19 protein-coding genes are annotated in these 19,301 nt (G+C 67.5%); 11 read left to right on the top strand and 8 right to left on the bottom strand.

All coding sequences use genetic code 11. The annotated features are described in order from the left end of the window. The gene (locus AC5Y5O_RS14640; protein WP_096285997.1) at positions 1–1,674 is read right to left on the bottom strand and encodes a DAK2 domain-containing protein; all 1,674 of its coding nucleotides are present in this window, start codon (positions 1,672–1,674) and stop codon (positions 1–3) included. 225 nt (positions 1,675–1,899) lie between these two features. Here AC5Y5O_RS14640 and rpmB point away from each other — a divergent pair, with 225 nt between their 5' ends. Next, on the top strand, positions 1,900–2,094 hold the full coding sequence (gene rpmB, locus AC5Y5O_RS14635; protein WP_036467958.1) for a 50S ribosomal protein L28: 195 nt from the start codon (positions 1,900–1,902) through the stop codon (positions 2,092–2,094). A 6-nt stretch (positions 2,095–2,100) separates the two neighbouring features. Here the strand turns inward: rpmB and AC5Y5O_RS14630 are convergent, their stop codons facing one another. Then, on the bottom strand, positions 2,101–2,922 hold the full coding sequence (locus tag AC5Y5O_RS14630) for a mycofactocin-coupled SDR family oxidoreductase (RefSeq protein ID WP_500025621.1): 822 nt from the start codon (positions 2,920–2,922) through the stop codon (positions 2,101–2,103). 60 nt (positions 2,923–2,982) lie between these two features. On the opposite strand from AC5Y5O_RS14630, the gene AC5Y5O_RS14625 reads away from it, so the two are divergent. Together AC5Y5O_RS14625 and AC5Y5O_RS14620 are read left to right on the top strand one after the other, a co-directional pair. Next, a complete protein-coding gene (locus AC5Y5O_RS14625; protein ID WP_500025661.1) occupies positions 2,983–4,644 on the top strand; it encodes a putative alpha/beta hydrolase in 1,662 nt (553 codons plus the stop codon). Positions 4,645–4,697: 53 nt separating this feature from the next. Then, complete coding sequence (locus tag AC5Y5O_RS14620) at positions 4,698–5,204, top strand: hypothetical protein (RefSeq protein ID WP_096285993.1); 507 nt, start codon at positions 4,698–4,700, stop codon at positions 5,202–5,204. 8 nt (positions 5,205–5,212) lie between these two features. Here AC5Y5O_RS14620 and AC5Y5O_RS14615 read toward each other — a convergent pair whose 3' ends face one another. Beyond that, a complete protein-coding gene (locus AC5Y5O_RS14615) occupies positions 5,213–6,112 on the bottom strand; it encodes an SDR family NAD(P)-dependent oxidoreductase (RefSeq protein ID WP_500025620.1) in 900 nt (299 codons plus the stop codon). Between the two features lie 61 nt (positions 6,113–6,173). Between AC5Y5O_RS14615 and AC5Y5O_RS14610 the strand changes: the two genes are divergently transcribed. Genes AC5Y5O_RS14610 through AC5Y5O_RS14595 form a run of 4 tightly spaced genes read left to right on the top strand, consistent with a single transcriptional unit; the run spans position 6,174 to position 9,893 of the window. Beyond that, positions 6,174–6,617 carry a nuclear transport factor 2 family protein gene (locus AC5Y5O_RS14610; RefSeq protein ID WP_500025619.1) on the top strand — a complete coding sequence of 148 codons (444 nt, stop codon included), beginning with the start codon at positions 6,174–6,176 and terminating at the stop codon, positions 6,615–6,617. Between the two features lie 4 nt (positions 6,618–6,621). Continuing rightward, entirely contained in the window at positions 6,622–7,824 is a 1,203-nt protein-coding gene (locus AC5Y5O_RS14605) for a sulfotransferase family protein (RefSeq protein ID WP_096285987.1), read from the top strand. Beyond that, positions 7,817–9,061 carry a DUF1214 domain-containing protein gene (locus tag AC5Y5O_RS14600; protein WP_096285985.1) on the top strand — a complete coding sequence of 415 codons (1,245 nt, stop codon included), beginning with the start codon at positions 7,817–7,819 and terminating at the stop codon, positions 9,059–9,061. Before AC5Y5O_RS14605 ends, AC5Y5O_RS14600 begins: the two co-directional genes overlap by 8 nt. 1 nt (position 9,062) lies before the next feature. Further along, positions 9,063–9,893 (top strand): oxidoreductase, encoded by an 831-nt coding sequence (locus AC5Y5O_RS14595; protein ID WP_096285983.1) that lies wholly within the window; start codon positions 9,063–9,065, stop codon positions 9,891–9,893. A gap of 2 nt (positions 9,894–9,895) precedes the next feature. Here the strand turns inward: AC5Y5O_RS14595 and AC5Y5O_RS14590 are convergent, their stop codons facing one another. After that, positions 9,896–10,579 carry a uracil-DNA glycosylase gene (locus tag AC5Y5O_RS14590; RefSeq protein ID WP_096285981.1) on the bottom strand — a complete coding sequence of 228 codons (684 nt, stop codon included), beginning with the start codon at positions 10,577–10,579 and terminating at the stop codon, positions 9,896–9,898. A gap of 9 nt (positions 10,580–10,588) precedes the next feature. Beyond that, positions 10,589–11,557, bottom strand: coding sequence for a thiamine-phosphate kinase (locus tag AC5Y5O_RS14585; protein ID WP_096285978.1), 969 nt, complete (start codon positions 11,555–11,557; stop codon positions 10,589–10,591). A gap of 148 nt (positions 11,558–11,705) precedes the next feature. Between AC5Y5O_RS14585 and AC5Y5O_RS14580 the strand changes: the two genes are divergently transcribed. Further along, positions 11,706–12,278: a DUF3515 domain-containing protein gene (locus AC5Y5O_RS14580; protein ID WP_096285976.1), complete on the top strand. Its 573-nt coding sequence runs from the start codon at positions 11,706–11,708 to the stop codon at positions 12,276–12,278. Here AC5Y5O_RS14580 and AC5Y5O_RS14575 read toward each other — a convergent pair. Further along, positions 12,275–13,384 (bottom strand): D-alanine--D-alanine ligase family protein, encoded by a 1,110-nt coding sequence (locus AC5Y5O_RS14575; RefSeq protein WP_500025618.1) that lies wholly within the window; start codon positions 13,382–13,384, stop codon positions 12,275–12,277. The genes AC5Y5O_RS14580 and AC5Y5O_RS14575 overlap by 4 nt on opposite strands. 85 nt (positions 13,385–13,469) lie before the next feature. After that, entirely contained in the window at positions 13,470–14,492 is a 1,023-nt protein-coding gene (locus AC5Y5O_RS14570; protein WP_096285972.1) for an NAD(P)H-dependent glycerol-3-phosphate dehydrogenase, read from the bottom strand. 123 nt (positions 14,493–14,615) lie between these two features. Here AC5Y5O_RS14570 and cofC point away from each other — a divergent pair, with 123 nt between their 5' ends. The 3 genes from cofC to mutT1 all read left to right on the top strand — a co-directional run bounded on the left by cofC (position 14,616) and on the right by mutT1 (position 18,550). After that, positions 14,616–15,266, top strand: coding sequence for a 2-phospho-L-lactate guanylyltransferase (gene cofC / locus AC5Y5O_RS14565; RefSeq protein ID WP_500025617.1), 651 nt, complete (start codon positions 14,616–14,618; stop codon positions 15,264–15,266). An 80-nt stretch (positions 15,267–15,346) separates the two neighbouring features. Further along, a complete protein-coding gene (locus tag AC5Y5O_RS14560; RefSeq protein ID WP_096285968.1) occupies positions 15,347–17,530 on the top strand; it encodes an RNA degradosome polyphosphate kinase in 2,184 nt (727 codons plus the stop codon). Positions 17,531–17,602: 72 nt separating this feature from the next. Then, the gene (mutT1, locus tag AC5Y5O_RS14555) at positions 17,603–18,550 is read left to right on the top strand and encodes an 8-oxo-(d)GTP phosphatase MutT1 (RefSeq protein ID WP_500025616.1); all 948 of its coding nucleotides are present in this window, start codon (positions 17,603–17,605) and stop codon (positions 18,548–18,550) included. A gap of 66 nt (positions 18,551–18,616) precedes the next feature. On the opposite strand, the gene AC5Y5O_RS14550 is transcribed toward mutT1, so the two are convergent. Then, positions 18,617–19,243, bottom strand: coding sequence for an HU family DNA-binding protein (locus AC5Y5O_RS14550; RefSeq protein WP_096285966.1), 627 nt, complete (start codon positions 19,241–19,243; stop codon positions 18,617–18,619). Positions 19,244–19,301: the final 58 nt, after the last annotated feature.

The following is a 19,301-nucleotide window of genomic DNA, read 5'->3' as shown; positions in this document are numbered from 1 at the left end:
TTACTCGACGCCGATCAGCAGAGCGTCGCCGCGGTGGCCGGTGCGGTAGGTCACCAGCTCGGTGCCCGGATGGCGGTCGTGGACGTGCTCTTGCAGGATGGCCGTCACCGAATCGTCGTCGATGCCGGCACCGACCAGCACGGTCACCAGGTCACCACCGGACGCCAACAACAGATCGAGCAGGCCGATCGCCGCCCCGGGCGCGTCGGCGGCCACGATCAACACCTCGTCGCCCGCGATGCCCAGGCCGTCGCCGGGCTGGCAGCGGCCCGCCCAGGTCAGCGCGCTCTCGGTGGCGATACGCACCGATCCGTACCGGGCGCCGCCGGCGGCACGCGCCATCGTGTAGCCGTCGTCGACCGCCTGCCGGTCCGTTTCGTGCACGGCCAGCGCCGCCAGCCCCTGCACCATCGACCCGGTCGGTATCGGCACCACGTCGATGCCCCAGCCGATGGCCGCGGTGCAGCCGGCGACCAGCTCCTCGGCGGCCACGTAGCCGTTGGGCAGCACCATCACCTGCGCGGCGCCGGTGTCGACCACGGCCCGCATCAGTTGGTGGGCACTGATACCGGTGACCGGTTCGCCCGCGTCCGCCGCGGGCGACAACACGTGAGCGCCCTCGCCCGCGAACAGCTCGGCGGCGCCGCTACCGTCGACGACCGCCAGCACGGCCCGTTCCTTGGTCCAGCTGCCCGCGGGCAACCCCACGGCCCCCGAGCTCAGCGACGAAACCATGATCCGGCTCAGCCGTCCGGCCGCCAATCCGGCTTCCACGGCCGCGCCCGCGTCGTCGGTGTGCACGTGCACCGAATAGCTGGCCTGGTTGGTGAACGGCGCGGCGGCGATGGCCACGGAATCACCCAATTTCATCAGCCGGTCCCGCAGCGCGTTGGCCGCCGGCGGATTGCTTCCGTCCAGCCGATACATCACCTCGAACTGCGGTGCCGGCCGTTCGGGGGCACCGGCCACCTGCTGCTCGCGTGGTGAAAGCTCATAGACCGTGCGAGCGGGCGGCTGGCCGCCGACCGTCGAGCGCAGCGCGTCCAGCAGGACCAGCAGGCCCCGCCCACCGGCGTCCACGGCACCGGCGTCGGCCAGCACATCCAGCTGCTCAGGGGTCTTTTCCAGCGCGACGACGGCGGCGTCGCCGGCCGCGGTGATGGCCGAGGCCAGCCCGTCGTTCGCGCACTTCTCGACGGCGTCGGCAGCCGCCCGCAGCACCGAGACGATGGTTCCCGGGACTTCCCGGCCGCCCATCGAGGTGATCACCAGCTCGACGCCGCGCTGCAACGCCGCCCCGAGCAGCATCGCGTCCATGTGTGACAGCTCACCGCCGGAGCCCGCGGCCGCAGTAGCGGTGACGTCGGCGATACCGCGCAGGATCTGCGACAGGATCACCCCGGAGTTGCCGCGCGCGCCGTTGAGCGCACCGGCGGACAGGGCGGATGCGACCCGGGCGACGCAGCGCGGGCTGGCGTCCGCGCCGATCCCGGCGTTGGCCTCGGCCAGCGCGGAACGCATCGTGAACAGCATGTTTGCCCCGGTGTCGGAGTCGGCGACCGGGAAGACGTTGAGACGGTTTATCTCGTCGATGTGCGTGATCAGGTCGCTGACTGCGGTGTGCGCCCAGTCCCGCAGCGCCGGTGCGTCGAGCAGACGATCCGAACTGCCCACTGCGACCCACCTCCTCGGAGCCTTTCGAGCAGACCGCCCAGAATCCACATCTTGCCGGTATGGGCTGACCGGCCTATTGAGCCTAGCCAGCCGCGGCGACGCGCTCAGAAGTAAGCCGAGCGTCAGTTGTGGATCGTTTTGGTGGTTGCCCACCACAGTCGGTATCCTGGGCTGTCGCGGCGCGCAATCCGTGCCGGACCCCCGAACATTTGAGGAGCTTGAACGATGGCCGCTGTGTGCGATATCTGCGGGAAAGGCCCCGGCTTCGGTAAGTCGGTGTCGCACTCCCACCGGCGCACCAGCCGGCGCTGGGACCCGAACGTCCAGACGGTGCACGTGGTGGCGCGTCCCGGCGGCAACAAGCAACGCCTCAACGTCTGCGCGTCCTGCATCAAGGCCGGCAAGGTCGTACGCGGCTAGCCGCGACTACATCACGATGTGTCCGGCATCCACGGGTATCGATACGCCGGTGATGTAGCGCGCGCGGGGACCGACCAGCCACAGCACGGCTTCGGTCACGTCTTGCGCCTCGACCAGCGGCACGTCGGGTAGCAGCATCTGCGCGACGGCCGGGTTCGGATTCTCCAGCATCCGGTTCACTACGAAGTCGTTGAGGATCATCGGGGTCATGACACCGGCCGGATGGATCGAATTGACCCGAATCTTGTGCGGCGCATAGGCGTTGGCGGCCGAACGCATCAGCCCCACCACGCCGTGCTTGGATGCGGCGTAGGCGAACATCGCCGCGGTGCCGTCGCCACCCCGGCCGGTGAGGCCCTGCGACGAGCTGACCATCACAATCGATCCGCCCTTGCCCCCGCGAATCATCGACGGCACCGTCGCCAGCAGCGTGTGCCAGACCCCCTTGAGGTTGGTGTCCACGATCGAGTTGAACACCGGCTCGTTGCGGATCTCGGTGTCACCGATCGCCACCACCCCGGCGTTGGCGATGAGGATGTCCACCTCGCCGAGTTCGTCGATCGCGGTCTGCACGCCGGCCTCCAACTGGGGCAGGTCGCGGACGTCGGCGACGACGGGCACCGCCTTGCGGCCCGCGGCTTCGACCAGGCGCGCGGTCTCTTCGAGATCCGCTTTGGTCCCCAACGGATAGGGAATCGCGTCGATATCGGCGCAGATGTCCACGGCGACTATGTCGGCGCCCTGTTCGGCGAGCGCCACGGCGTGGCTGCGTCCCTGGCCGCGTGCCGCACCCGTGATGACGGCTACCGAATTGTCGAGTTCACCCATGACGGGCAACGTACCTGCCTGCGGGCTTACCATCTGCATCAGGGGAGGATGGCTATGACAATGCAGCTGCAGTCGATCAACATCCCCATGCTCATTGCCCATGCCGGCGGCGATCCCTGGGCCGTCAACCAAAGCCTGCAAGCGGGGCGTCCCGCCCAGATTTCCGATTTGGCGGAGGCCTTTCACGGCGCGGCGGTGTGCACCGCCGAATCCAGTCAGGCTTTCGCGGACGCCCGCCAGCGCTTCGAAGCGGCCTGGAACAGGGAGAACGGCGGCCATCCGATCAATGACTCCGACGAGGTGCAGCGCGTCACCAAATCCCTTGGTGCGCAGTCGCTGCAGTTACCCAAGATCGGCGTCGACCTGGAAAAGATCGCCGCGGCACTGGCCGAAGCCCAGAAGGCCGGCGCGGCACGGATCGCCGCTCTCGAGAGCCAGTTGCAGACGCTCGACAACATGATCACCCAAGCGTTGGCAATGGAAAAGCAAGCCGATCTCAGCGAAGCGGATAAGCGTGCGCTGGCTGCCTTCATCACGACGTGTGAAGACAACGCCATCAATGACACCAAGGCTGCGCTCAACGATCTGCTGGCGACGCGCAACGGTTACGAAGGCACGCTGAAGACCACGATGGCGAGCCTGCACAGCGAAGGCTACGACCCGCCGCAGACCGTCGGTGGCTGGTTCGAAGGCCCGCTGCTACCCGGCCAGGTACGGAATCTGGGTCCGATCGCCGGAACCGGCGCCAATCCCGGCATCCCCGGAATCGGAGCGGCGGACCTAGGCGAAGTGGTGCAGCTGCCAGACGGCCGTTATCTCGCGATCTTCGGGGATTCGTTCTCCGGCAACAAGGCTTACGACGGGACGCATTACCCGTCGGTGGCCGTGCCGGTGACCTTCGACGAGCAGGGCCGTCCCCACTTCGGCGAGCCCCTGACCGGGCCGGACGGCAGCCCGACCATCCTGTTTCCCCCGCCGCCGCAAGCCGCGGGCAAGAACACACTTCCGGCCGGAAGCATCCGGATGCGCGACGGCACCACGTACATGATGGTCGCGGGCACCACCGACCTGAATCCCGACGGCGGTACGTGGCTGACCAAAGTCACCAACGACCCGGCCGGTGGCTGGAAGCCCATCGACGGATCGTGGCGTCCGTGGACACCGGCGCCCAACCCGAACAATGTCCCGCACCCCGGCACCAGTTTGACCAGCCAACCAACCCAGATCAGCGGCTATCAGGCCAACGACGGCAACGTGTACATCGCCGCGGACTCCTTCGACCGCAGCCAGGGCGTCACCATGTACCGCGTGGATCCCGAGCACGTTAGCGACCGTGGCGCATGGCAACCCTGGAACGGCAGCGGCTGGGGCAAAGCCGGTGAAGTCGCGACCGTACCGCTGAGCCCGGACAGGTACGGCGAACTCAGCTTCCAGGAAGTAGGCGGAAAGCCGGTGTTGTCCGGATTCAACAGCAGCCCGGGTGTGAATCAAGTAGAGGTGCGCGTCGCCAACACTCCGACGGACGTATTCAGCGGCAATTCTCCAACCGTGATCGCGCACAACGACAATCAGGGCACCCCGGTCTCGGTTCCCCAGCCTTACGGCGGCTACATCATGCCCGGCTCGACCCTGGACAACCTGAACATCTTCGTCAGCCAGTGGAACACCCAGCTGAATGTCCCGTACAACGTGCAGCAGGTTCTGGTCAATCCGGGGCCATGATCGTCGCGCCGCACGAAAGTAATAGATAGACCACAACTCTCGATAGGACATACATGATCACCAAGGCGTTCGCAGCAGTAGTGGCGGCACCGGCGGTCACCGCGGTGTTCAGCGCCTGCACCGCCCACGCCGATCCGCCGTCGTTCCCTGACATCGCAAGCTATGCACCGGTCAATGTCGCGGACTACGAAGTAGACGCGTCCACCCCGGGAATACCTGCGGCGCAAGTGTTTTTCGTTACCCCGGACGGCGTCAACTGCAACTTCCAATCGGGACAAGCGCAGTGCACGGGAAACAATCTTCCCGGAATCCCGGCTGCCTCACCGACGTCCAAGGGTGCTGCGCGCACGAACTGGATGGGAACCCGGACCGGCCTGCAACAGATCGCACCCTCCGGGGGCACGCCGACCGGAGTCAAGACGCTGCCGCCGCTGCACTCGATCACCGTGGACGGCGTGATGTGCGGCGTCGACAACGCCGGCACCACCGCGTGCAAAGACCCCGACGGCCATGGCTTCGTGCTGTCGGCACACGGGTCCGGCTGGCTGCCGCACGTGTGAACGGGCGGCTAGACGGCCAGCGTGGTGCCCGTCTGTTCTTCGGCGAAGGCCACCAGGCGGGCGGCCACGTCGTAGTTTGACGCCAGCGGTGTGCGGCCGATCAGCGCCGGCTCGCCGCGCAGGCCGAGCCTGCCGCTGACACCGACGAAGCTACCCGGCGGCACCGGTTCGCTGATGCAGTACAACGTGGTGGCCGCGCCTTCGGCGATGTCGTTGGCCAATCGGTCGGCCACGACGGTGACGCCCTTTTGCACCAACGACATCAGCGGCGCGTCGGAGATGTTCGACAGGTTCGAGGCCACCCATCCGGGATGAGTCAGTTGGGTGACGATCGCCGATCCGGCGGCGCGCAACCGGCGATCCAGCTCGAGCCCCCACAGCATGACCGCGAGCTTGGACATGGCATAGGAGCCCAGTCGCGTCCACTTGGTGCGACGCAGGTGCATGTCGTCCAGGCGCAGCTTGGCCGACTTGTGCGCATCGGATCCCACGTTGATGATCTGCGAACGCACCCGGGGCAGCAGCAGATTGGTCAACGCGAACGGCCCGAGCAGATTGGTGCCCAGCGTCATCTCGAAACCGTCGACCGTTTCCTTGCGATGGTCGGTGAGCGTGCCGGCGTTGTTGATCAGAATGTCGACGTCCCCGTCGACCTGATCGGGGAACGCCCGCACCGAGGACAAGTCCGCGAGATCGAGCTTGATCACCGACGTCGAGCCGCCCATCGCAGACATTTCAGAGGCGCGCTCCTTGCCGAGGTCGGTGTTGCGCACGGCCAGGATCACGTGTGCACCGGCTTTGGTCAGCGCCTGCGCGGTGCCCAGGCCGACGCCGTTGGTCGCGCCCGTCACGATGACTCGCTTGCCGGTCAAGTTGCCGAGGCGGCTCGGCGTCCAAGGTGTCGTCACGACGCTTAAGAGTAATGGGCGGTTCTATGTAAGTTGGGTCAGTTCTGCCAACATGGTCTGCATGAGTGACAGCGGACGCGAAATCACCAACCTGATCTACCGGTACGCCGAGCTCCTCGACGGTGGCGACCTGGACGGGGTGGCCGGGCTTTTCGCGCATGGCCGCATCTGCGGCATGGAAGACGGCCCACCGGAAACGGTGTTCGAAGGGTCGGCCCGGGTGCGCCAGATGTACGACATGGCCACCCGGATCTACCAGGACGGCACCCCGAAGACCAAACACAACACCAGCAACGTGCAGCTCCACATCGACGAGGCCGCGGGCACCGCACGCAGCACGTCCTACTACTGCGTCACCCAGGCCACCCCCGAGCTTCCGCTGCAGGTGATTGTCACCGGGCACTACAAGGACACCTTCCACCGGGTCAACGGCGCCTGGTGGTTCGACAGCCGCATCATGTTCGTCGACCAGGTCGGCGACGTCAGCCAGCACCTGAAGTTCTGAACGCGTGACAGCCCCCAGCGCCTTCGACAGCGCCTTTGACCGCGTGCTGGCCGACGCGCAGCGCAAAGAGACGCTAACCGATTGGGGCCCGGGCGAATTCGAGGGCCCGCTGCGGGTGCTGCTGGACGACTACGCGCGCGCCGACCTCAACGCCGTCGGCGTGCACATCCTGCGCTCCGGCATCGTGCACAGCCTGCGCATGCGGCTTCGCACCCAGGAGTGGATCCGCCGGCACCCGGAGATCCTCGACGAGCAGGTCGCCGCGCCGATCGTCGTCGTCGGGATGATGCGCAGCGGCACCACCCTGCTGCAGCGACTGCTGGCCGCCGACCCGCGTTTCGTCTGCGCCTACGGCTGGGAGGTTGTCGAGGTCGCGCCGCGGCTCGACTATGAATTCAGTGTTGCCGACGACGATCCGCGCATCGCGATCAGCGAAGCGCGAGAGGCGAAGTCGCGCGAATTGGCGCCGGATCTGTTCGCGATCCACCCGATGTACGCACGCGAGGCCGAAGAAGAGATCGTCTTCCTGGCCGACGCGTTTCTGTCCCACGTCCCCGAATCCGGTGCGCACCTTCCGCATTACCGGTCCTGGCTCGACCAGCAAGACTTTTCCCCCGCCTACGACCACCTGCACCGCATGCTGCAGTTCATCCAGTGGCAGAAGCGCAGGCGCGGACAGGTGGCGCAGCGCTGGGTACTGAAATCGCCTGCGCACCTTGGGTATCTGGACCTGCTGCGCGCGCGGTTCCCCGGCCTGCACATCGTCCACATGCACCGTGACCCGCGCACCACGATCGCCTCCGGGGCCAGCCTGAACACCACCCTGCACGCGATGCACGCCGACGGCGTCGATGTGCATCGGGTGGGCGAGCAGTGGCTGCAGCGGATGGGCTGGACCAACGATCGGGCCATGTCGACCCGCGCCGGCTGGACTGACGACGCCGCCGTGGTGACCGATATCGGATTCGACGCCGCGGTGGCCGATCCGATCGGACAGGTGGCCCGGGTCTACGACGCCGTCGGCCTGCCGCTCACCGGTCACGCCGAGGATGCGATGCGGCGATGGCTCAACGAGCGTCCCCGCGAGGCGGCCCGCCCGCCCTACGGGCTGGCGAACTACGGCCTGCTACCCGAGCAGGTCGACGAGCGATTCACCATGTACAACCAGCGTTTCGGACAGCACCTTGGAGGAACAGCACATGCCTGACGATCCAGTCTCGACCGCATCCCAGCGCGAACAGGAGCTGGCCGCCCTCGACCTGATCTCCCATCCCACCGTCAAGACCGCGTATCGCACGGTGGCCGAGACCTGGCTGGGACGGGCCAAGGCGTCGGACGCGATGCGCGAGCGGTTCGACGATTCGTTCGCCGAGGTGATGTTCTCGGCGGCGATGTGGTCGTCCAATCAGGACAAGTTGCGGCCCAAGGTCACCTGCATCACCCGGCTGGCGCACCCGGTTGCGGGCCGTCGCATTCCCGGATCACGTTGGGGCATAGACAATCCCGACAGCGTGTATCGGGTGATCCCGATCTCGGGCGACGAGCGTTACGAGATCCGCGGGCGAGTCGGCGAGCACCGCATGACCGAGAACTACTTCACGCTGTGGGACGCCAACATGGGCACCGTCAACGTGCTCAACGGCCGCACGATGGAGGTCGACTCCGACGGCAGCTACACCATCACCGTGGATGCCGACCCGGCCGACGGGCGGAGAAACCATGTGCAGACCTCCCCGGAGGCTCACGAGTTCTACATCCGCGATGTGCTACTGGACTGGGGCCGCGACGACCCCAATTACATTGAGGTGCAACGACTTGGCAGCTCACCGGCCACTGCGGCGCGCACGCTCGACGAGCAGGCCGAGGCGACGGCGGCGATGATGGCGTATTTCGCCAACTTCACCGGCAAGCTCAGCCATGGCGTCTACAAGATGCCCGCCAACCATTTCAACCTGGCCTGGTCGGCGGACAAGGTCGGGGCGATGCGCAACCAGGTGTACGTGATGGGCCGCTTCGAACTCGCGCCCGACGAAGCGTTCGTCGTCGACCTCAACGACGGGGGCGCCGAATACTTCACCGTGCCACTGAGCAATATCTGGGGCACCACACTCGATCTCGTCGACCGCACCGGCAGCCTCAACAAGGCGCAGTCGGTGCCCAATGCGGACGGCAGCTACACCTACGTCATCTCGCCGGTCGACCCCGGCGTCGCGAACTGGATCGACTCCGACGGCCTGCGCGAGGCCATCCTGACCCTGCGCATGGCGGAGTTCGGCGAGACCGGCCCGCGCGAGGACCTCGGGGCCCGCGGACGAGTGATCAAGCTGGACCGGCTCGACGCCGAGGTGCCGCACTTGCCGCGGGTCAGCGCCCAAGAGCGGGCCACCACGCTGGCGCAGCGGCGCGCGGCGTATCTGCGCCGGCTGCCGGAAGGGACGGCCTGAGATGGCGCGCTGGCTGATCACGGGCTGCTCCACCGGCTTCGGACGTGAAATCGCCCGCGCCGCATTGGAAGCCGGCCACAGTGTGGTGGTGACCGCACGACGGGCCGAGACGGTGCAGGATCTGGCCGACGAATTCGGGGACCGGGCCGTCGCCGTAGCGCTCGATGTGACCGATGCCGCCCAGATCGCGGCCGCGGTAGCGGCGGCCGAGCAGGCGTTCGGCGGCATCGACGTCCTGGTCAACAACGCCGGCCACGGCTACCTGTCCTCGGTGGAAGAGGGCGAGGACGCCGAGGTGCGAAAGTTGTTCGACGTCAACTACTTCGGGGCCGTCGACATGATCAAGTCGGTACTGCCGGCCATGCGCGAGCGCGGCGCGGGACACATCATCAACATCTCGTCGATGACCGGTCTGGTGGCCAACCCGCCCAACGCGTACTACTCGTCGACCAAGTTCGCGCTCGAGGCCGTGACCGAGGCGCTGGCCACCGAGGTGCGGCCGCTGGGCATCAAGGTGACCGCGATCGAGCCGGGCGCATTCCGGACCGACTGGGCCACGCGGTCGATGAAGGAATCGCGCAACCCGATCGCCGCCTACGCCGACGTGGCCGCGCGCAAGGACCTGATCAAGCAGTTCGCCGACCATCTGCCGGGCGACCCGCGCAAGGTGGCCGAGGCGGTGCTGATGGTCACCACGCTGGACGAGCCACCGCTGCGGCTACTGCTGGGCCGCGACGTGCTGAAGGCGATGCGCGACAAGATCGCCGCGATGTCGGCGTCGATCGAAGAGTGGAAAGCCGTCACGAAGGACGTGAACTTCCCCGAATCGTGAGCTCAGGGCAGCCGCCAGTCGATCGGGTCGGCGCCCATCCCGGTGAGTAGCTCGTTGGCGCGGCTGAACGGGCGCGAGCCGAAGAATCCGCGCGAGGCGGACAACGGCGAGGGGTGCGGCGACTCGATCGCCACGCAATTGCCCTCTGCCAGCACCGGTTTCAGGGTGGACGCGTCGCGGCCCCACAGGATCGCCACCATCGGCTGCGACCGCGCGACCAGGGCGCGGATAGCGCACTCGGTGACCGCTTCCCAGCCCTTGCCGCGATGCGACGCCGGGTTGCTCGGGCGAACCGTGAGGACCCTGTTCAACAGCAGCACGCCACGCTGCGCCCAGGGCGTCAGATCGCCGCAGGACGGTTGCGGGTAGCCCAGGTCGGCCGCGTACTCGTCGAAGATGTTGGACAGACTGCGCGGCAGCGGCCGCACCTCGGGAGCCACCGAGAAGCTCAGGCCGACCGCATGCCCCGGCGTGGGGTAGGGATCCTGTCCGACGATCAGCACCCGCACCTGATCGAACGGAAAGGTGAAGGCGCGCAACACGTTCGGACCAGCGGGTAGGTACTTGCGGCCGGCCGCGATCTCGTCGCGCAGGAACTGCCCCATCTTGGTCACCTGTTCGGCCACCGGCTCGAGCGCACCCGCCCACCCCTGCTCGACGAGTTCGTTCAATGGACGTGCGGTCACCGGGCAACCCTAACCTTCGAACGACTCCCAGCCCGCGTATCCCTGCCACGCGGCGCCGTCGACGAGCACCCGCGCCGGCCCGTCGAGCACCCGCCCGATCACGCGCCACCCGGATGGCACCGCGCCGGCGAAACAGGCCACCAAGGCGTGGTCTTCGCCGCCGCCCAGCACCCACGACCACGGATCGGCCTGGGTCGCCGCCGCGGCGGCGCTCAGCGCGTCGCGATCGGGCGCCAGCGCCGCGCTGGACAAGTCGATGCCCACCCCCGAGGCGTCGGCGACATGTCGCAGGTCGGCGATCAGGCCGTCGGAGACGTCGATCATGGCCTGCGCGCCCGCGGCCGCGGCCGCGGCACCCTGGCCGTAGGGCGGCTCAGGCACCAGATGACGGGCACGCAGTTGGTCGAATCCACTGATCTCATTGCGCCACAACCAGTATCCCGCAGCCGAGCGGCCGAGTTCGCCGGCGACGGCGAGCACCGCGCCGGGCTTCGCCCCCGAGCGCAACACCGGGGCCCGGCCGCCCAGGTCGCCCAGCACCGCCACGGACAACACCCACAGCGGGGCGCTGACCAGATCGCCGCCGACGATGCCGGCGCCGACTCGCGCGGCCTCGTCCCACATTCCGTCCACCAACGCGTCCGCGTCCGCGGTCGGCGTATCGGCGGGGGCGCCGAAGCCGACCACGAACGCCGTGGCCCGCCCGCCCATCGCCTCGATGTCCGCGGCGTTCTGGGCTATCGCCTTGCGGCCGACGTCATGCGGCGTGGACCAGTCCAGCCGGAAATGCCGGCCGGCCACCAGCATGTCGGTCGACACCACGCTGCGGCCGTCGCCGGCCGATACCACCGCCGCGTCGTCACCGGGCCCAAGCAGCACGGCGTCGGGCTGAACCCGGCCGCGCACCAGCCGGTCGATGACGGCGAATTCACCGAGCTGCCCCAGGGTGGGCGACTCGCCGGATACTTCTTCGCGCACGTCAGCTCCTCCGGCGTGGTACTACACGGCTCTCGTACAGCGGCCCGACCTGCGGTAAGTTTGGTCCCTGCCCGCGCGGGCGGACGGCGCCAGTGTATGAGATGGGAGGTGCCCGGTTCTCGACGCTTCGGGCGTCGACGGCCGGGCGATGATGACCGGTTCGGACTCCGACGACCCAGGCGGACCGCCGCGGGCCCTGCTGATTGCCGCGGTTGTGGTGGCGGTCCTGGCCATCGGCATCGTGCTGGTCATCGCCGCTACCCGCGAAGCGCCGCCGCAGCCGGTCGCCCTTCCCACGGTGCCGGCGCCGCAGGCCGACAGCCCCGCATGCCATGCGCTGTCGGCGGCGCTGCCACAGCGGCTCGGCGACTATCAGCGCGCGCCGCTGGCACAGCCGGCACCCGAGGGCGCGGCCGCCTGGCGCACCGGAACCGGCAACGAGCCGTTGGTCCTGCGCTGCGGGCTCGACCGTCCGACCGCCTTTGTGGTGGGGTCCCCGATCCAGATCGTCGACCGGGTGCAGTGGTTCGAGGTGGCGGCCGAGCAGCAATCCGCCGGTGACGCAGGCAGATCCACCTGGTACACGGTGGACCGGCCGGTGTATCTGGCGCTCACCCTGCCGTCGGGATCCGGACCGACACCGATCCAGCAGCTTTCCGAGGTGATCGACCGCACCGTCACGGCGGTGCCGATCGACCCCGCCCGGCCCGGTGAGCGTTAGCGCAGACCCGTGCCCCGGGCCAGCGCCGTTTCCACCATGGTGGCCAGCAGACTCCGGTAGTCGATGCCGCTGGCCGCCCACATCCTCGGGTACATCGAGATCGTGGTGAACCCCGGCATCGTGTTGACCTCGTTGATCACCGGCCCGTCCTCGGTGAGGAAGAAGTCGACCCGGGCCAGGCCTTGGCAGTCGATGGCCCTGAACGCCCGGATCGCCAATTGACGCACGTCGTCTGCGATCTCGTCATCGACCTTGGCGGGCACATCCAATTCGGCTGCGTCGTCGAGGTATTTCGTTTCGAAGTCGTAGAAGCCGTCCTCGCGACCGCGCACACCGGCCACCCGGATCTCACCTACCGTGCTGGCCTCTATTGTGCCGTCCGGCATTTCGAGCACACCGCACTCCAGCTCGCGACCATTGATCGCGGCTTCGACGATCACCTTCGGATCGTGCCGGCGTGCATCGGCCACCGCGGCGGCCAGTGCATCCCAACTCGCGACCCGGTTGACCCCGATCGAGGAACCACCGCGCGCGGGTTTGACGAACACCGGCAGGCCCAGCCGCTCGCGCTCCTCGGGCGCCAGCGTCTGCCGCGACGGGCGCAGCACCACATACGGCCCGACCGGAATCCCCTCGGCGGCAAGCAGCTTCTTGGTGAATTCCTTGTCCATCCCGACGGCGCTGGACAGCACACCGGCGCCGACGTAGGGCAGACCGGCGAGTTCGAGCAGCCCCTGGATCGTGCCGTCCTCGCCGTAGGGTCCGTGCAGAACGGGGAAGACCACGTCGACCGAACCCAGGACTTCACCGGCGCCCGGCGGTAGCGACACCAGCTGGCCGCCGCGGCGCGGATCTGCCGGCAGGGCCAGCTCGGTTCCCGATTCGGTGGTCACCCCGGGCAGTTGCCGGTCACTGATCGCCAGCGCGTCCGGGTCGCCGTCGGTGAGCACCCACGAGCCTTCGGGGGTGATGCCGATCGCGACCACATCGAATCGTTGCGGATCGAGGTTGCGCAGGATGCTGCCCGCGGACACGCACGAAATGGCGTGTTCGTTGCTGCGCCCACCGAAGACAACGGCGACGCGCACCCGGCTACTGGCGTTCACAACCTGGAGAGGCTACCGGTTGGGATGCCAACGGGTCAGGTCGCCGAGGTGTGGCGGGTTGCCGGAACGGCGGCCGGCGGCGCGCTCATTCCGGCTTGGTGCTGCGGCCCAGCAGCAGGGCCATCGCGTCGTCCACCGAGAGTCCCTTGTGGCAGACCCGGTGTACCGCATCGGTGAGCGGCATCTCGACGTCGTAACTGGACGCCAACGCGAGCACGGATTCGCACGATGTCACGCCCTCGACGACGTGGCCGTCCTTTCCTTCCAGCGCCGCCTGCATGCTTGCGCCCCGTCCCAGGCGCTCACCCATCGACCGGTTGCGCGAATGCGGAGATGTGCAGGTAGCGACCAGATCGCCGACGCCGGCCAGGCCCGCCAGGGTCGCGCCCTTGGCGCCCAGCGCGATGCCAAGCCGCATGATCTCGGCCAGACCCCGGGTGATGATCGCCGCGGCGGTGTTTTCGCCCAGCCCGACGCCGGCCGCCATCCCGCACGCGAGCGCGATCACGTTCTTGCAGGCCCCGCCGATCTCGGTGCCGACCACGTCGCTGTTGGTGTACGGGCGGAAGTAGCCGGTGTTCAGCATGCGCTGCAGGGCGACCGCGCGCCCGGAGTCGCTGCACGCGACCACGGTGGCGGTGGGTTGACATTCGGCGATTTCACTGGCCAGGTTCGGCCCGGAGATCACCGCCACCTGCGACATGTCGACGCCTGTCACCGAGACGATGACCTGACTCATTCGCATCAGGGTGCCCAGCTCGATGCCTTTGGCGAGGCTGACCAGGGTCGCGCCGTCGGCGATCAGGGGTGCCCACTGCTCGAGGTTGCTGCGCAGGTTCTGCGCCGGGACGCCCAGCAGCACCGTCGTCACGCCGTCTAACGCCTCGGCCGCCTCGGCGGTGGCCCGGATACCCGGCGGCAGCAGGGTGCCGGGCAGGTAGGCGGGGTTGTAGCGGGTGGCGTTGATCTGTTCGGCGACATCGGATCGCCGCGCCCACAGCCTGATCTGCGCTCCGGTCCCCTCGAGGGCCTCGGCGAGCACCTTGGCCAGCGACGTTCCCCATGCTCCGGCGCCCATCACCGCAACGGCGCCCGCTGTGCTGGCCATTTCCCATCCCGATCTGTAACAAACGCGGCATCTGCAGCCGCTACACCCTAGAACAGCGACCCGCCGCCGTCACCATGACGGCTCGCGACCGGCGCGGCGACGCGCGCTGGCAGGATTGACGCCATGAGCGGCACCCGGGGTGACGGCGCCGGCGATGTCGCGTTGATCATCGCCGTCAAGCGGTTGGCCGCCGCCAAGACCAGACTGGCTCCGGTGTTCTCGGCGCGGACCCGCGAGAGCGTGGTGCTGGCCATGTTGGTGGACACCGTGACGGCCGCGGCCGGCGTCGCCGCCGTCGGCTCGATCACGGTCGTCACCCCCGACGACGCCGCGGCGGCCGCGGCGGTACGGCTCGGGGCGCAGGTGATCGCCGACCCGACGCCCGAGGGCCACGACGATCCGCTGAACCATGCGATCGCCACCGCCGAACGCTTCGTCGCGGAGTCGTTCGCCAATGTTGTTGCGCTGCAAGGTGATTTGCCCGCGTTACAGACCCAGGAGCTGGCCGAGGCGATCGCCGCGGCACGCGCGCACCGGCGCAGCTTCGTCGCCGACCGGCTGGCCACCGGCACCGCGGCTTTGTGCGCATTCGGCACGGCACTGGAGCCACAGTTCGGCTCGGATTCGGCCGCGCGACATCGTCGTTCGGGTGCGATCGAGCTGACCGGCGCGTGGCCCGGCCTGCGCTGCGACGTCGACACCCCCGCCGATTTGGCCGCTGCCCGCCGGCTCGGCATTGGCGGGTCAACCGCCCGCGCTATCGCCCACCCCTGAGGGCGTAGCAAACCTGTCCGGAGGATGAACGGCACGCCAACGGCGGATGGATGTCTACCGAGCGCTAGCAGCACCACCCGGTGATGAGCAATGATTCCCTCGTGACCGAAATCGAAGCTGAAGCACGGATTGACGAAACCGTGTGGCAACACGGCGACAGCGCCCTGGGCGCTCCCCCTGCTACCACCCACGCGGTGATCGATGATGCGCTGCCGGAGGACCGGTACCTCAACCGTGAGCTGAGCTGGCTGGACTTCAACGCGCGAGTGCTGGCACTGGCCGCCGACACCTCGCTGCCGTTGTTGGAGCGGGCTAAGTTCCTGGCGATCTTCGCGTCGAACCTCGACGAGTTCTACATGGTCCGGGTGGCCGGCCTCAAGCGTCGCGACGAGATGGGGTTGTCCGTCCGCTCGGCCGACGGCCTCACGCCGCGCGAGCAATTGGCCCGCATCGGCGAGCAGACGCAGCGGATCGCGACCCGGCATGCGCGCGAGTTCCTCGACTCGGTGCGCCCGGCGCTCGCGCAAGAAGGCATCTATATCGTCACGTGGGCCGATTTGGATCAGGCTGAGCGCGACCAACTGTCGACCTATTTCACCGAGCAGGTCTTCCCGGTCCTGACCCCGCTCGCCGTGGACCCAGCGCACCCGTTCCCGTTCGTGAGCGGGCTGAGCCTGAACCTGGCCGTCACGGTCAAGGACGGTGGTGGCCAGCACTTCGCCCGAGTCAAGGTGCCCGACAACGTCGATCGCTTCGTCGAACTCGGCGGCGAGGAGGGCGGAAACGAGGGACAAGCCGTCGTCCGCTACCTGCCGACCGAGGAGCTGATCGCGGCGTTCCTCCCGGAGCTGTTCCCCGGCATGGAGATCGTCGAACACCACACGTTCCGCATTACCCGCAACGCCGACTATGAGGTCGAAGAGGACCGCGACGAAGACCTATTGCAGGCGCTGGAGCGGGAATTGGCGCGCCGGCGGTTCGGTTCGCCGGTGCGACTCGAGATCTCCGACGACATGACCGAGGGCATGTTGGAGCTGCTGCTGCGCGAACTCGACGTAAATCCCAGCGATGTCATCGAAGTGCCCGGGCTGCTCGACCTCTCGTCGCTGTGGCAGATCTACGGCATCGACCGGCCGGCGCTCAAGGACTGGACCTTCGTCCCGGCCACCAGCCCGGCGTTCGCCGACAAGGAAACACCCAAGAGCATTTTCGCGACGCTGCGCGAAGGCGATGTGCTGCTTCACCATCCGTATGAGTCGTTCTCCACGAGCGTGCAGCGATTCATCGAGCAGGCCGCCGCCGACCCCAACGTGCTGGCGATCAAACAGACGCTGTACCGCACCTCCGGTGACTCGCCGATCGTTCGGGCGCTGATCCAAGCCGCCGAGGCCGGAAAGCAAGTCGTGGCAATGGTGGAGATCAAGGCACGTTTCGACGAGCAGGCCAACATCCGCTGGGCACGCACCCTTGAGCAATCGGGCGTGCACGTCGTCTACGGCTACGTCGGGCTCAAGACGCACTGCAAGACGTGTCTGGTGGTGCGCCGCGAAGGTTCAACCATCCGGCGCTACTGCCACATTGGGACCGGCAACTACAACGGAAAGACGGCGCGGCTCTACGAGGACGTCGGTCTGCTCACCGCGTCTCCCGAAATCGGGGCCGACCTGACCGATCTGTTCAATTCGCTGACCGGCTACTCGCGCAAGGTTTCCTACCGCAATCTGTTGGTTGCGCCGCACAGCATTCGGACGGGCATCATCGAACGCGTCGATCTCGAGATCGCGGCGCACCGCGAACACGGCGGCGGCCGGATCCGGATGAAAATGAACGCTCTGGTCGACGAGCAGGTGATCGACGCGTTGTATCGCGCCTCGCGAGCCGGTGTGCAAGTCGAGGTGGTGGTGCGCGGAATCTGCGCGCTGCGCCCGGGCGCAGAAGGGTTCTCGGAGAACATCTCCGTGCGCTCGATCCTCGGCCGGTACCTGGAGCACTCGCGGATCATGCATTTCAATCGCCTCAACGAGTTCTGGATCGGCAGCGCCGACATGATGCACCGCAATCTCGACCGTCGCGTCGAGGCGCTGGTTCAGGTCAAGGATCCGAAGCTGACCTCCTATCTGAACGAGTTGTTCGACTCGGCGCTGGACCCGTCCACGCGGTGCTGGGAGCTCGAGGCCGACGGGCAGTGGATCGCGTCGCCACGGGAAGGTCACTCCGTGCGCGACCACCAGGAGTCGCTGATGGAGCGGCACCGGGGCGCCTAACGCCCATGTGGTAATTTTCCAGGCCACCCGATGGCCGGCATGGCGCTGGCCGAATTGACCTGCAGGAGTAAGTTGTCGGACCAGAACTTGTCGGGCGGTCGGCGCTCAGGGAAGCGGATCGTCTACGCCGCAGGCGCGGTGCTGTGGCGACACAGCAGTGCTGATTCGGACAACCCCGAGCTGGAGATCGCGCTCATCCATCGCCCCCGCTACGACGACTGGTCGTTGCCCAAGGGCAAGGTGGACCCGGGTGAAACGGCGCCCATGGCCGCAGTACGCGAAGTACTGGAGGAGACCGGGCACCACGCCGTCCTCGGCCGGCGCCTGGCCAAGGTGAGCTATCCGATCGACGCGGGTGTCAAGAAGGTGTACTACTGGGCGGCGCGCAGCACCGGCGGCAAATTCGTGCCGGGCAAAGAGGTCGACGAACTGATCTGGTTGCCCGTCGCTGCCGCGATGAAGAAGCTCGACTACACTCAGGACCGAAATGTGTTGCGGCGCTTCATGAAACAGCCCGCCGACACGCATACCGTGTTGGTGGTGCGGCACGGCACCGCAGGCCGGAAGTCACGCTTTTCCGGCGACGACACCAAGCGACCGCTGGACAAGAAAGGACGCGCGCAAGCCGAGGCGCTGGTCGCCCAGCTGATGGCGTTCGGCGTCACCGACGTGTACGCCGCCGATCGGGTGCGCTGCCATCAGACGGTCGAACCACTCGCCGAGGAACTGGGTGTGAGCATCGAGAGCGAGTCCACGCTCACCGAAGAGGCGTACGCCACGAGCCCCAAACGGGGCCGGCAGCGGATGCTGCGCATCGCCGGCCGCGAGGGCACACCGGTGATCTGCACGCAGGGCAAGGTGATTCCGGATCTGATCACCTGGTGGTGCGAACGCGACGGCGTGGACCCGGACAAGTCACGCAACCACAAGGGCAGCACCTGGGTGCTGTCGCTGTCCGAGGGCCGACTGGTGGCGGCCGATCACATCGGTGGCGCGCTGGCCGCCAACGTTCGGGCCTGATACACGAAATACCCTTCGGGGGCAGCAATGCCGCCCGAAGGGTATTCGCGTCTGAACTCGGTTGAGTTACTTGCGACCGCGCTTGGCGGCCGTCTTCTTGGCCGGCGCCTTCTTGGCAGCAGTCTTCTTAGCCGGAGCCTTGGTCGCGGCCTTACGCACCGGAGCCTTGGTCGCGGCCTTCTTGACCGGCGCCTTGGTCGCGGCCTTCTTGACCGGGGCCTTGGTCGCGGCCTTCTTGACCGGCGCCTTGGTCGCGGCCTTCTTAGCCGGCGCCTTGGTCGCGGCCTTCTTGGCGGGAGCCTTGGTCGCGGCCTTCTTCACCGCAGCCTTCTTGGCGGGAGCCTTCTTGGCAACCTTCTTGGCTGCCCCTGCGACAACACCACGTTTCACGGCCGGTCCTTCCGACGGGAGGCGCTGTGCGCCAGCAACAACCGCTTTGAATTGAGCACCCGGGCGGAACGCGGGGACGGACGTCGGCTTTACCTTCACCGTCTCACCGGTCCGCGGGTTGCGGGCCACACGCGCTGCGCGGCGCCGTTGTTCGAACACACCGAACCCGGTGATGGTCACGCTGTCGCCCTTGTGTACCGCACGCACAATGGTGTCGACAACATTCTCGACGGCGGCGGTCGCCTGCCGACGGTCCGAGCCCAATTTCTGTGTGAGCACATCTATGAGCTCTGCTTTGTTCATCCAAAACCCTCCGAAGCCAGTGGTCCCATTTTGGGAACCGACTAGCGAACACGGTAAA

It is taken from the genome of Mycobacterium sp. NGS40, from assembly GCF_059812735.1.
Note: the sequence above shows the minus strand (reverse complement) of the source record. Positions and strands in the feature narration are given on the sequence as shown.

Bases quoted from the DNA above. Each gene is read 5' to 3' on its own strand.
- rpmB (WP_036467958.1), top strand. From the start codon at position 1,900: ATGGCCGCTGTGTGCGATATCTGCGGGAAAGGCCCCGGCTTCGGTAAG.
- AC5Y5O_RS14630 (WP_500025621.1), bottom strand. From the start codon at position 2,922: ATGGGTGAACTCGACAATTCGGTAGCCGTCATCACGGGTGCGGCACGC.
- AC5Y5O_RS14625 (WP_500025661.1), top strand. From the start codon at position 2,983: ATGCAGCTGCAGTCGATCAACATCCCCATGCTCATTGCCCATGCCGGC.
- AC5Y5O_RS14620 (WP_096285993.1), top strand. From the start codon at position 4,698: ATGATCACCAAGGCGTTCGCAGCAGTAGTGGCGGCACCGGCGGTCACC.
- AC5Y5O_RS14610 (WP_500025619.1), top strand. From the start codon at position 6,174: ATGAGTGACAGCGGACGCGAAATCACCAACCTGATCTACCGGTACGCC.
- AC5Y5O_RS14600 (WP_096285985.1), top strand. From the start codon at position 7,817: ATGCCTGACGATCCAGTCTCGACCGCATCCCAGCGCGAACAGGAGCTG.
- AC5Y5O_RS14595 (WP_096285983.1), top strand. From the start codon at position 9,063: ATGGCGCGCTGGCTGATCACGGGCTGCTCCACCGGCTTCGGACGTGAA.
- AC5Y5O_RS14580 (WP_096285976.1), top strand. From the start codon at position 11,706: ATGATGACCGGTTCGGACTCCGACGACCCAGGCGGACCGCCGCGGGCC.
- AC5Y5O_RS14570 (WP_096285972.1), bottom strand. From the start codon at position 14,492: ATGGCCAGCACAGCGGGCGCCGTTGCGGTGATGGGCGCCGGAGCATGG.
- cofC (WP_500025617.1), top strand. From the start codon at position 14,616: ATGAGCGGCACCCGGGGTGACGGCGCCGGCGATGTCGCGTTGATCATC.
- AC5Y5O_RS14550 (WP_096285966.1), bottom strand. From the start codon at position 19,243: ATGAACAAAGCAGAGCTCATAGATGTGCTCACACAGAAATTGGGCTCG.